Genomic DNA, 12,547 nt, shown 5'->3' on the forward strand with positions numbered 1-12,547 from the left:
CCTTTTTTCATTATGAAAGGGAATGTTGTGTCCTCTGGGACTATATCCTGTGAAGCGGCGCGGAAGGAAGGGGGGAAAGTTCGGGAAATCGCCTGCACTGGGGAAAAAATCGTGCAGGCAATCGAATTTGGCACTTAACGCTCAATGATGGTGGAGACCTCATCACCATTGATCTGCATCACATGACCTTGATCGTCAGTGTACTGCACCAAACCTGTCTCTTTATCGATGGACGGTTTGCCATCAGTCTTAATCATACGGCCATCTTTGGTCGCCATCACGTAATCACTGCTGCAACCACTCAACGTCAGCGCGACCAGCATAACACCCACGACACTCACCAACCCTTTCATTCTTATCTCCCTCAACCTACTTCAACTGCAAAAGTGTAGTAATAAATGCTTTCGCTGGCTGACGTAATCGCATCATTCCTAAAATTAAAGGGCGAGATGCGCTCGCCCTTGACATCGTTAAGCCGCGCTTTTCTTGCTGCGCATCAGGTTCAGGCACTCCACGGCCATGGAGAAGAACATGGCAAAATAAATGTAACCTTTTGGTACATGGATGCCGAAACTCTCCAGAATCAGGGTAAAGCCGACCAGAATCAGGAATGCCAGCGCCAGCATTTTCACCGATGGATGACGTTCAACAAATTCACCAATGGCGCGTGCGGCAAACATCATCATCAACACGGCAATGACCACGGCAGCCATCATGATGAACAGATGATCGGACAAGCCGACAGCGGTGATCACCGAATCGAGGCTGAAAATAATGTCCAGCAACATGATCTGTACGATTGCGCCGAAGAAGGAGTGGACGTTGGTTTTGTGTTCACCTTCGCCGCCTTCAATGGTTTCATGAATCTCCATACTGGATTTCCACAGCAGGAACAGACCACCAAACAGCAGGATCAGGTCGCGCGCCGAGAAGCTGTGATCCATCAGGGTAAACAGCGGATTGGTGAGGCGGACTACCCAGGCGATGGACGCCAGCAGGCCCAGTCGCATCAGCATGGCGCCCATTAAACCGAGGCGGCGAGCTTTGTTTTGTTGGTGTTTCGGCAACTTAGCGACAACCAGCGACAGGAAGATAATGTTGTCGATACCCAAAACCACTTCCAGAATGGTCAATGTTCCCAGTGCCAGCCAGGCATTGGGATCAGCAATCCAGTCAAACATGAATCATTCAATCCTAAACGAAAATTAAACGGCGATTATACGCACCCGATACGCCTGACTTACAGTAGAAAATGGCGTGCCAGCAGCGGTCCGGTGAAGCTTTTCTTGAGATAAAAACCGCGCGGTAGCGTCATTATAGGTTCTCCACGCTCACCGATGGCTTCCGTCAGCGCTTTGCTGTTGGCCGCTTTCGGGCGGATCTGCAGCCAGGCGCCGTGACGGGCGGTAATGCGTTCCACCTGGCCCAGCACGATCATATCCATCAACTCTTCCCAGTCTTCACGCAACTGCTGATCTTCTTCTTCGCTCGGTTGCCATAACAGCGGCGATCCCACACGACGGTCAGCGAGGGGCAAAGCACGGTCGCCCTCAATCGGGATCCATAACACCCGCGCCAGCTTGTGGCGCACATGGCTGGTCTCCCAGGTTACGCCGCTGTTGCCAGTCAGGGGCGCAACGCAGACAAAGGTGGTTTCCAGCGGTTTGCCCAGCGCATCCACGGGGATGGTCTTGAGTTCTATACCGAGATGGGCGAAATCCTGCTCCGCTTTGCTACCCGCGCTGGCACCCAGGTGCTGCTCAATCAGCATGCCAACCCAGCCTTTATCCCGCCGCAAATCAGCCGGCACCGGTAAACTCAGCTGTGCTGCCAGTGCTGCAAACGTCTGGCCTGCCAGTTGTTGTGCGCGCTGCAGTAATTCAGCTTCATCTTGTGGTGGCGTCGGCAATAAAACGGGGGAATTCATGGCAAAACTCATATTGGTTAAAGGATGTACAGCGCTGGCGGGTGTGAGTTTTCCACATGTGCGCAGCGTGAATAACCGTGATAATAGCATGATTAAGCGTGCTTTTTTATTTGCATTGCCGGACGACAGTGAATGCTATGGCAAGGTTATCCCAGTTTGTTATCGACAATGAACAGGATCTCCAGCCTACTTATCCACAGAAAGGTGGGATAACCCCCCTTGCTGAACACCCCTGTTTCCATTTACAGCCTTGACTTTAGCGATTTGAACGCTTTTTTTCCTTTCTTTGACCAGGTTTAGGGCATTCTCTGTGGATAAAAGCGACGCTGGTGGATCTTTGAGCAGCGAATGGAACCTGAGGTTAATTAGAAAGTGATCCGCGTTGAAACAGCACTGTCATTTTTTCCTATCACTATGATTAATGGTGTTTTTAGTGCTATTCTTTATCTGCCTTATGAGAATTTTCCGAAGTGGTTATTCAACTCATTCCCGTGTTCTGCACAAAGCTATCCACAGAAAAGGTGAATAAGATCGCCCTGAAAACCACTCTGCTGTTTATAACTTGGCTAAACTCTGTGAGTTATCCTGTTTTTATACTGCTATCACCCCGGATATCCAGTGGTTTACCGCCTGTAAGGAGTGTGAAACAATCAGGCTATTCAAATTTAGCTTTGAGGTAGTCCAGTGATCGATGATGATGGCTACCGCCCGAATGTTGGTATCGTAATCTGTAACAGGCAAGGACAAGTGTTATGGGCCAGGCGCTTTGGACAGCACTCCTGGCAATTTCCTCAGGGAGGCATCAATCCGGGTGAAACCGCTGAACAGGCGATGTATCGCGAACTGTTCGAAGAAGTGGGTTTACACCGCAAAGATGTTCGAATACTTGCTTCAACCCGTAACTGGTTACGTTACAAGTTGCCAAAACGTTTGGTGCGTTGGGACACAAAGCCGGTGTGTATCGGCCAGAAACAAAAGTGGTTTCTTCTGCAGTTGATGTGTAGTGACGCGGAAATCAATGTGCAACACAGCAGCACACCTGAGTTTGATGGTTGGCGCTGGGTCAGCTTTTGGTATCCGGTGCGTCAGGTCGTCTCTTTCAAGCGCGATGTCTATCGCCGCGTGATGAAAGAATTCGCTGGCGTGGTGATGTCTATGCAGGAGAGTGCGGGGCAGCGTAACAACAATGCTGCTCATCGACGTAAAAGAGGATAGGCCACGCCCTTTATGCTCACTCAGTTGCGCGAAATAGTAGAGAAAGTGGCGAGTGCTCCGCGTCTGAATGAAGCACTCGACATTCTGGTAAACGAAATTTGCCTTGCGATGGAAACCGAGGTCTGCTCGGTTTATCTCGCAGATCACGATCGTCGTTGCTACTACCTGATGGCGACGCGCGGGCTGAAAAAGCCGCGCGGTCGCACTGTCACGCTGGCGTTTGATGAAGGGATTGTCGGGCTCGTCGGACGTTTAGCCGAGCCGATCAACCTTGCCGACGCGCAAAGCCATCCCAGCTTTAAATACATTCCCTCGGTCAAAGAAGAGCGCTATCGCTCTTTCCTCGGCGTGCCGATCATCAGCCGTCGCCAACTGCTTGGCGTGCTGGTGGTACAACAGCGCGAACATCGTCAATTCGACGAGAGCGAAGAATCATTCCTGGTGACGCTGGCCACGCAAATGGCGGGCTTGTTGTCGCAATCACAACTTGGTCAGCTGTTTGGTCAGTTCCGTCAGACGCGGGTCAAAGCCATCGCAGCGGCGCCTGGCGTGGCGGTCGCCCCCGGTTGGGTTGATGAAACTCAGCCGTTGCTGGATCAGGTCTCTGCGGCCTCGACGCTGGATGTGCAGCGTGAACGCGAGCGTCTGGTGCTGGCGATGGGCGAGGCCGGCAATGAATTTCGCCGCTTCAGCAAACGCTTTACTGCCAGTGTGCAAAAAGAGAGTGCGGCGATCTTCGATCTCTACTCGCACCTGTTAACCGATGCCCGTTTGAAAAAAGATCTGTTTGCCGAGATCGATCGCGGATCGGTTGCCGAGTGGGCGGTCAAAACGGTGATCGAGAAGTTCGCGGAACAGTTTGCCAGCCTACAGGATCAATATTTACGTGAGCGCGCGGGTGATTTGCGCGTGCTCGGGCAACGTCTGCTGTTTCACCTCGACGATACGCTGGTGGGGACGAATGCCTGGCCTGAACGCTTCGTGCTGGTGGCGGATGAACTCACCGCGACCACGCTGGCAGAGCTGCCACCGGAGCGTTTAGCTGGTGTGGTGGTACGCGACGGTGCGGCCAATTCCCATGCGGCCATTCTGACGCGCGCGATGGGCATTCCCACCGTCATGGGTGCGGATATCATCCCTGCACAGCTCAACAAACGCCTGCTGATTGTCGATGGCTACCGCGGCGAGCTGTTAATCGATCCTGAACCTGTGTTGGTGCAGGAGTATCAGCGTTTGATCAGCGAAGAAAACGCGCTGAGCAAAATGGCTGAAGGTGTGGTGGAGCAACCCGGCGAGCTGAAAAGCGGCGAACGGGTGCAGGTGATGCTGAACGCGGGCCTGAGCCCTGAACACGAACAGAAGCTGGATAACTGGGTGGATGGCATCGGCCTGTACCGCACAGAGATTCCGTTTATGCTGCACAACGGCTTCCCGTCGGAAGAGGAGCAGGTCGCGCAATATCAAGGCATGCTGCAACTGTTTTACGATAAGCCGGTGACGCTGCGTACGCTGGATGTCGGCGCGGATAAACAGCTGCCTTACATGCCGATCAGTGAAGAGAATCCTTGCCTCGGCTGGCGTGGCATTCGTTTGACGCTCGACCAGCCAGAGATCTTCCTGGTGCAGGTGCGCGCCATGCTGCGTGCGAACGTGGCATCAGGCAATCTCAGCATTCTGCTGCCGATGATCAGCCATATCGATGAGATTGACGATGCGCGTCGTCTGATCGATCGTGCCGGTCGCGAAGTGGAAGAGATGCTGGGTTATGTGATCCCGAAGCCGCGTATTGGCGTGATGATCGAAGTGCCTTCCATGCTGTTTATGATCCCGCATCTGGCGGATCGTGTGGACTTTATCTCCGTTGGCACCAACGATCTGACGCAGTATTTGCTGGCGGTGGATCGCAACAATACCCGGGTGGCGAATCTCTACGATCCTCTGCATCCGGCGATGCTGCGCGCGCTGCAAAGCATTGCCTATGAAGCCCGCCAGGCCAAACTGGAACTCTGCCTGTGTGGTGAAATGGCGGGTGATCCAATGTGCGTGGCGCTGCTGGTGGGCATGGGTTATCACCATCTCAGCATGAACGGCAAAAACATTCCGCGCGTGAAGTATCTTTTGCGTCACCTCGATCACGAGGAAACGCAAAAGCTCAGTGAAAATGGCGTGGCGGCGCATACCGCTTCTGAAGTGCGCCATCTGGTATCCGCGTTCATGGAGCGACGTGGACTGGGCGGTTTGATTCGCGGCGGTCGTTAACAGCGTTTACATTTCCGCGGCAATTGTGAAAAGCGGCTGTGCTATCATGCGCAGCCTTTTATGGTATGACCCCTTAGCCAGACCCGTTTCAGGGCAGAAAAAACGATGGTGAAAGATGACTAACGGCTACATTTCGTTTCCCCAATTCGATCCGGTAATTTTCTCCATCGGACCGATTTCGCTTCACTGGTACGGTTTGATGTATCTGGTGGGCTTTGTATTTGCTATGTGGCTGGCGGTGCGCCGTGCCAACAAACCCGGCAGCGGCTGGAAAAAAGAAGAAGTGGAAAACCTGCTGTATGCGGGCTTCCTCGGCGTGTTCCTTGGTGGCCGTATTGGTTACGTGCTGTTCTATAACTTGCCGCTGTTCCTCGATAATCCACTCTATCTGTTCAAAGTCTGGGATGGCGGTATGTCGTTCCACGGTGGCTTGATTGGGGTGATCGTGGTGATGCTGGTGTTTGCGCGCCGTACCAAACGCACCTTCTTCCAGGTGTCCGATTTCATTGCTCCGCTGATTCCGTTTGGTTTGGGTGCCGGTCGTCTCGGCAACTTCATCAACGGCGAGCTGTGGGGCCGTGTCGATCCCAACTTCAAATTCGCCATGCTGTTCCCGGGATCGCGCAGTGAAGATATCGCGCTGGCGGCGAACAATCCGCAATATCAGCAGCTGCTGAGCACTTACGGTGTGTTGCCGCGTCATCCTTCGCAGCTGTATGAGCTGTTCCTCGAAGGCATCGTGCTGTTCATCATTCTCAACCTGTTTATTCGCAAGCCGCGCCCGATGGGCAGCGTCTCTGGCCTGTTCCTGATTGGCTATGGCGCTTTCCGCATCATCGTCGAGTTCTTTCGCCAGCCGGATGCCCAACTGGGCCTGTTTGAAGGTGGCATCAGCATGGGGCAGATTCTCTCCATCCCGATGATTCTGGCCGGTGTGATTATGATGATCTGGGCGTTCCGTCGTCGTCCGCAGCAACAAACTCGTGAGGTAAAATGAAACAGTATCTGGATTTAATGCAACATGTGCTGAATGAAGGCGCAGAGAAAGCCGACCGAACCGGTACGGGCACCCTGTCGATTTTCGGCCACCAGATGCGTTTCAATTTGCAGGACGGTTTTCCACTGGTCACCACCAAGAAAGTGCACCTGCGTTCCATCATTCATGAGCTGCTGTGGTTCCTGAAAGGCGAAACCAACATCAGCTACCTGAAAGATAACAAGGTGACGATTTGGGACGAGTGGGCTGATGAGAATGGCGATTTAGGTCCGGTCTACGGCAAGCAGTGGCGCAGCTGGGGCAGTGCGTCAGGTGAAGAGATCGACCAGATTAGCAAAGTGATTGAGCAGTTGAAGCGCGATCCCGATTCACGCCGCATCATTGTATCGGCATGGAACGTGGGTGAACTGGACCAGATGGCGCTGGCACCGTGCCATGCGTTCTTCCAGTTCTACGTGGCGAACGGCAAGCTCTCTTGCCAGCTCTATCAGCGCTCCTGCGATATCTTCCTCGGCCTGCCGTTTAATATCGCTAGCTATGCTCTGCTGGTGCATATGGTGGCGCAGCAATGCGATCTGGAAGTGGGTGATTTTGTCTGGACCGGTGGCGATACTCATCTGTACAGCAACCACCTGGAGCAGGCGCAGTTACAGCTAACGCGCGAGCCGCGCCCGCTGCCGAAGCTGGTGATCAAGCGTAAGCCTGCTTCTATCTTCGACTACAACTTCGAAGATTTTGAGATCGAAGGTTACGACCCGCATCCGGCCATTAAAGCGCCAGTCGCGGTGTAAACTGACTCGCATCAACCCTGAAGCCCTGCCACTGTGCGGGGCTTTTTTTTTATCTCTGTTATCTGCATCCGCCTCACAAAAATTTGTCTCTTCATGTACCGAGTGAAAATAGCCTGCGCGACGCTTTCGATCCTGCTTGATGTTGCCTTGTTACCCGCCGTGAAGACGCGCATCTTTATCGCCATGAACAAACACGCAAACCTCGGTTTCACCTTGCCGGAACTGCTATTGGTGATGGTGATCGCTGGCATACTCAGCCTCGGCGCCCTGCACAGTTGGCAGCGCTGGCAGCAGCATCAGCAGCTGCGCGATAGCGTGCAGCAACTACAGGGTTTTCTGTTACGGCTGCGCGCCCATGCGAACTGGCATAACAGCGATCTCAATTTGTGGTTGATTCCCGGCGAACGCGGCTGCCTCGGCGTGGGGGTAAAACCGTCGGAGGGCTGTGAGCTGCCTTCACGCTGGAGGTTAGCGCCGCCGCACACCGGGGTGCGCTTCAGCGCGATCATCGGTGAGCCGGGTTTCTTTGGGCGGCGTGACGTGGCGCGGCCTGGCAGCATTGAGGTTGAAAGCGCGGTCGGTCGCTGGCGGGTGATTATCTCTGCACGAGCACGCCTTCGCGTCTGTCAGGCGGGAGAAAAAGGGTGCGAATAGCGGAGGCCGGCTTCAGCCTGTTGGAGATGCTGATTGCGCTGGCGGTAGGGGCAATATTAATGGTCAGCGTGGGCCGGTTCTTGCCGCTGCTGCTGGAACAAAATCTGCGCCTGCAGCAGCGTGTGCAGTTGCAACAGGAGCTACAGCAGCTTTCCCATACGCTGCAAAAGGCGTTACAGCGCGCGGGATATTGTCGCGGGCAATGCAGTGGACCGGCGCTCACGCTCGCTGCTGGTGGCAGCTGTGTCCTGCTGCGCTGGGATGAAAACAGCAATGGGCGCTGGGAAGATGTGGGCAGCAGTGACAGTGACTTTTACGGCTATCGATTGCGCAGTGGGCAACTGGAAATGCAGCGCGCGGTGGATAGCTGCAACGGCAACGGTTGGGAGCGCCTGACCGATCCCGCTTTTCTCACGATTGAGCATTTCAACGTGGTGCGGCAAGGAACCCGGTTAGTTCTCCATCTGACGGGTCGAGCGGGTGCGCAAAGCCTGCAGGTTGAGCACTGGATTGAAGGACGAAATTTATGAGTCAGCACGGCAACAGTACGTTGGGCATGGTGTTGATGCTGTTACTGCTCGGCAGTCTGACGCTTCATGCCACGCGCACGCAGTTGTCACAGGGCATGGTGCTGGTGGCCGATACACAGCAGTATCATCAAGATTTTGCGCAAGCACAGGCTGCGCTGCAATGGGGGCTGATGCAGAGTTGGCCTGCAGCGTCCGGTTGGCAATGTCAGCAACAGTCCGTACACCAGTGGTTAAGCTGCTTATTACATACGGAGGAGGGTAATGCGCTGTTATCGGGTCAGGATGAAAAGAGTGAACTCCGCCTCTGGCAATGGGTCTCGCCACGCAGCCATCGGCTGCATCCCCGGGCGCACGGCTGGATTGACTACTGTCCATTGTCTAAACCGGAGCACTGCCAGCCGCAGGAAGGATCAGCAGGGCTTTAGCCTGGCTGAAACGCTGGTGGCGATGCTGCTACTGGCGATGACCATCAGCACGCTGTTGCAATACCATCGAGCGCTGGCCTTTGGGTTTAGTCAACAGTGGCAGCAGCGCCAGGCGTGGCAGGTTGCCGGGCAAGCCTTGCTGGGGCGTGAGGTGGCGGGCTGGCACATCGAGCGTCAGCAGCAGAGTGTGGGCATAGGATGCGTGCTGGAGCGCATCACGGTGACGGGCTCGCAACAACGCAGCGCCAGCCTGGCTCAGCTCAATTGTCACTAAGGTGACCTCGGCGATAGGCATCGTTAGCGATACAGGGTAGAGTGACCAGGCTGCGCTGTTTTCCCTCTCAAGGAGATTTATGTTCCGGGTTTACCACTCCAATCAGCTTGATCTGTTGAAAAATCTGGCAGGTATTCTGATTGAAAACCAGCCGCTGAACGATGCGTTCGCGGCCGAACAGGTGCTGGTGCAGAGCCCCGGCATGGCGCAGTGGCTGCAGATGGAACTGGCAAACAGTTTTGGTATTGCAGCGAACATCGACTTTCCGCTCCCTGCGACCTTTATCTGGAACATTTTTGTCAAAGTGCTGCCCGGCATTCCAGAGGAGAGCGCTTTCACCAAATCCAGCATGAGCTGGAAATTGATGCATCGCTTGCCCACCTTGCTGGAGCAGGAGGCGTTTCAGCCGTTGCGTCACTACCTCAATGATGACGATGACAAGCGCAAGCTGTATCAACTCAGCGCCCGCGTTGCCGATCTGTTTGACCAGTATCTGGTGTATCGATCTGACTGGCTCAACAGTTGGGAGCGCGGAGAACTCATCGACGGCTTGAGCGATGCCCAGCAGTGGCAGGCCCCGCTGTGGCGCGATCTGGTGGCGTTCACCGAACAATTGGGCCAGCCGATGTGGCACCGTGCCAACCTATATGCGCGCTTTATCCACGCGCTGGAGCAGGCAACGACGGCACCAGCGGGGTTGCCGCAGCGCGTGTTTATTTGTGGTATCTCTGCGTTGCCGCCCGTCTATTTGCAGGCTCTGGAAGCGCTCGGCCGCCATATCGATATTCATCTGCTGTTTACCAATCCCTGCCGCCACTACTGGGGCGATATTCAGGATTACGCGTTCCTCGCGAAATTGCAGAGCCGCAAGCGTCGCCGCATGCAGTCTGAAGAGGCACAGCCGCTGTTCCGCGATCCCGAAGCAGCACCGACGCTGTTCAACGAACTCGGCGAGCAACAACTCACCAATCCGTTATTGGCCTCCTGGGGCAAACTCGGGCGCGATAACCTGTTCCTGCTCAGTCAGATGGAATCCGCCGCCAACGATATTGATGCCTTTGTTGAGATGCCGCAGGACAGCTTGCTACACAGTCTGCAAGCCGATCTGCTCAACCTGGATGACCACGCCGTGATCGGTTTGCACGCCGATGAACTGGGTAACAGCCACAAAAAACGGGTGCTCGATCCTGACGATCGCACCATCACGCTGCAGGTGTGTCATAGCGCTCAGCGTGAGGTGGAAGTGTTACAGGATCATCTGCTGGCGCTGATGGAGGCCGATCCCGATCTTAAACCGCGCGACATCATCGTGATGGTGGCGGATATCGATAGCTACGCGCCATTCATTCAGGCGGCGTTTGCCAGTGCGCCTGCGGATCGTTATCTGCCGTTTGCCATCTCGGATCGCCGCGCCAGCCAGGCACATCCGGCAATTCTGGCCCTGCTGAGCTTGCTGGCATTACCGGACAGCCGTTTCGCTTCTGAAGAGGTACTGGCGCTGCTGGAAGTCCCTGCGCTGGCGCAGCGCTTTTCGGTGGATGAAAGCGGTCTGCGCCTGCTGCGTCGCTGGGTGATGGAATCCGGTATTCGCTGGGGGCTGGATGATGCCAGCGTCGAAGCATTGGCACTGCCCGCCACCGGCCAACATACCTGGCGCTTTGGTTTACAGCGAATGCTATTGGGCTACGCACTGGAAAGTCGTAACGGTGACTGGCAGGGCATTCTGCCTTACGACGAATCCAGTGGATTGATTGCCGAACTTGCCGGACATCTGGCCGAATTACTCTCTCGCCTCGAAGCATGGCGCACCCGATTGGCCGGCGAGCGTACGCTGCCAGAATGGCTGCCGCTGTGCCGTGAGCTGATTGACAACTTTTTCAACGGCGATGCCGAAAGTGACGCGGCGTTACTGCTGGTTGAAACCCAGTGGAAACAAATTATTGAACAGGGCATGCAGGCTGACTATCAGCAGCCGATTCCTGTGACCTTATTACGTGATGAGTTGCGCTCGCGCCTTGATCAGCAACGTATTAGCCAGCGCTTCCTTGCCGGGCCGATTAACTTCTGTACCCTGATGCCAATGCGTTCCATTCCGTTCAAAGTCGTCTGTTTGCTGGGGATGAACGATGGCGTCTATCCACGCACGTTGGCGCCGCTCGGTTTTGACCTGATGCAGCAGCAGGCACGCAAAGGCGATCGTAGCCGCCGTGATGATGACCGCTACCTGTTCCTGGAAGCCCTGATTTCTGCACAGCATCAGCTCTACATCAGCTATATCGGTCGTGCAATCCAGGACAACACCGAGCGTTTTCCCTCCGTGCTGGTGACGGAGTTGGTGGATTATCTTGGTCAGAGTTTTTGTCTGCCAGGCGATGAAGCGTGCGAACCCGACGTCAGCGAGCAGCGTGTTCGTGAACATTTACAGAAGCTCCACAGCCGCATGCCCTTTGCAGCTGAGAACTTCCGCCCTGACGCTTACGGCCAGAGCTTCGCGGCAGAATGGTTGCCCGCTGCCACCGGCAGTGGCGTGGCGCAGCCAGACTTTGTGCAACGGTTGCCGCCACTGCCGCTGGAAACGCTCTCGCTGGAGCAATTGCTGCGCTTCTGGCGTCATCCGGTACGGGCCTGGTTCCAGCAGCGGCTGGGCGTGGCTTTCTGGATGGAAGAGAGCGAATTGCCGGACAGCGAGCCGTTTGCCCCGGATAGTCTGGAGCGTTATCAAATCAATGCTCAGCTACTGAATACCCTGGTCAACGGTGATGATCCCGCGCAGCTTTATGCACGTCATCGTGCAGCAGGCAATCTGCCATATGGTGCTTTTGGGGAACTTTTCTGGCAGAGCCAGACCGAAGAGATGCAGGAAGTGGCCGCCGAAGTGAGTGGACAGCGCCAGCCCGCAGAGAGTTGGGAAATCAATCTGCCGTTGAATGGGGTGCAGTTGACCGGCTGGTTAACCCAGGTACAAGCTGATGGATTGTTACGCTGGCGTCCGGGTGTGCTGAACATGAACGATGGCCTGCTATTGTGGCTGGAGCATCTGGTGTACTGCGCGTTAGGCGGCAAAGGAGAAAGCCGCATGTACGGGCGCAAACAGAGCCGCTGGCGTTTTAAAGCCATCGACGCTGAACCCGCGCTGTCCCTGTTGAGTGAATACGTGGCGGCTTATCAGGCGGGGATGATGGAACCGCTGATGTTGTTGAACAAATCGGGTGGCGCCTGGCTGGATGCCAGTTTTGATCGAAAATCCGGACAGTTGCTGGACGATGACGCCACGCAGAAAAAAGCATTTAACAAATTGCTGCAAGCCTGGCAGGGTGGTTTTCAGGTGGAGGGCGAAGGCAGCGATCCTTATTTGCAGCGCCTGAGCCGTACGCTGGATGATGAGGCGGTGCAGCTGATTGTTGCCGCCGCTCGCCAGTGGTATTTACCGGTGCGCCTTGCGCATCAAGATGATGAATAGCAATCGGGTAACGCC

Annotated in this window: 13 protein-coding genes; 10 read left to right on the forward strand and 3 right to left on the reverse strand. The window is 55.2% G+C overall.

Going from position 1 to position 12,547, the window contains the following annotated elements:
* Nucleotides 1-134 precede the first annotated feature (134 nt).
* From VI01_RS19875 to mutH, 3 genes are all read right to left on the reverse strand, one after another.
* On the reverse strand, nt 135-353 hold the full coding sequence (locus VI01_RS19875) for a YgdI/YgdR family lipoprotein (protein WP_045816397.1): 219 nt from the start codon (nt 351-353) through the stop codon (nt 135-137).
* Nucleotides 354-470: 117 nt separating this feature from the next.
* Complete coding sequence (locus VI01_RS19880) at nt 471-1,181, reverse strand: TerC family protein (protein ID WP_045816398.1); 711 nt, start codon at nt 1,179-1,181, stop codon at nt 471-473.
* A gap of 59 nt (nt 1,182-1,240) precedes the next feature.
* Nucleotides 1,241-1,927, reverse strand: a complete 687-nt coding sequence (gene mutH, locus VI01_RS19885) for a DNA mismatch repair endonuclease MutH (protein ID WP_038645086.1) — start codon at nt 1,925-1,927, stop codon at nt 1,241-1,243.
* Here mutH and VI01_RS25450 point away from each other — a divergent pair.
* The 10 genes from VI01_RS25450 to recC all read left to right on the forward strand — a co-directional run bounded on the left by VI01_RS25450 (nt 1,926) and on the right by recC (nt 12,532).
* On the forward strand, nt 1,926-2,099 hold the full coding sequence (locus VI01_RS25450; RefSeq protein WP_156102778.1) for a hypothetical protein: 174 nt from the start codon (nt 1,926-1,928) through the stop codon (nt 2,097-2,099). The two genes, mutH and VI01_RS25450, sit on opposite strands and share 2 nt — an antisense overlap.
* A 512-nt stretch (nt 2,100-2,611) precedes the next feature.
* The gene (gene rppH, locus VI01_RS19890; RefSeq protein WP_034823115.1) at nt 2,612-3,142 is read left to right on the forward strand and encodes an RNA pyrophosphohydrolase; all 531 of its coding nucleotides are present in this window, start codon (nt 2,612-2,614) and stop codon (nt 3,140-3,142) included.
* A 12-nt stretch (nt 3,143-3,154) separates the two neighbouring features.
* Nucleotides 3,155-5,401 (forward strand): phosphoenolpyruvate--protein phosphotransferase, encoded by a 2,247-nt coding sequence (gene ptsP / locus VI01_RS19895; protein ID WP_045816399.1) that lies wholly within the window; start codon nt 3,155-3,157, stop codon nt 5,399-5,401.
* Between the two features lie 115 nt (nt 5,402-5,516).
* Complete coding sequence (gene lgt, locus VI01_RS19900; RefSeq protein WP_034823111.1) at nt 5,517-6,398, forward strand: prolipoprotein diacylglyceryl transferase; 882 nt, start codon at nt 5,517-5,519, stop codon at nt 6,396-6,398.
* Nucleotides 6,395-7,189, forward strand: a complete 795-nt coding sequence (gene thyA / locus VI01_RS19905; protein ID WP_045816400.1) for a thymidylate synthase — start codon at nt 6,395-6,397, stop codon at nt 7,187-7,189. The genes lgt and thyA overlap by 4 nt, the downstream gene beginning before the upstream one ends.
* A gap of 102 nt (nt 7,190-7,291) precedes the next feature.
* Nucleotides 7,292-7,843 (forward strand): prepilin-type N-terminal cleavage/methylation domain-containing protein, encoded by a 552-nt coding sequence (locus tag VI01_RS19910; RefSeq protein ID WP_369801888.1) that lies wholly within the window; start codon nt 7,292-7,294, stop codon nt 7,841-7,843.
* The gene (locus tag VI01_RS19915; protein WP_045816402.1) at nt 7,834-8,373 is read left to right on the forward strand and encodes a prepilin peptidase-dependent protein; all 540 of its coding nucleotides are present in this window, start codon (nt 7,834-7,836) and stop codon (nt 8,371-8,373) included. Before VI01_RS19910 ends, VI01_RS19915 begins: the two co-directional genes overlap by 10 nt.
* Nucleotides 8,370-8,798 carry a DUF2509 family protein gene (locus VI01_RS19920; protein ID WP_045816403.1) on the forward strand — a complete coding sequence of 143 codons (429 nt, stop codon included), beginning with the start codon at nt 8,370-8,372 and terminating at the stop codon, nt 8,796-8,798. The genes VI01_RS19915 and VI01_RS19920 overlap by 4 nt, the downstream gene beginning before the upstream one ends.
* Nucleotides 8,734-9,072 carry a prepilin-type N-terminal cleavage/methylation domain-containing protein gene (locus tag VI01_RS25455; protein WP_231647074.1) on the forward strand — a complete coding sequence of 113 codons (339 nt, stop codon included), beginning with the start codon at nt 8,734-8,736 and terminating at the stop codon, nt 9,070-9,072. Before VI01_RS19920 ends, VI01_RS25455 begins: the two co-directional genes overlap by 65 nt.
* Before the next feature lie 79 nt (nt 9,073-9,151).
* Nucleotides 9,152-12,532, forward strand: coding sequence for an exodeoxyribonuclease V subunit gamma (gene recC / locus VI01_RS19930; protein ID WP_045816404.1), 3,381 nt, complete (start codon nt 9,152-9,154; stop codon nt 12,530-12,532).
* Nucleotides 12,533-12,547: the final 15 nt, after the last annotated feature.

Source organism: Pantoea sp. SM3 (genome assembly GCF_000963995.1).
Taxonomy (GTDB): Bacteria; Pseudomonadota; Gammaproteobacteria; order Enterobacterales; family Enterobacteriaceae; genus Pantoea; species Pantoea rwandensis_B.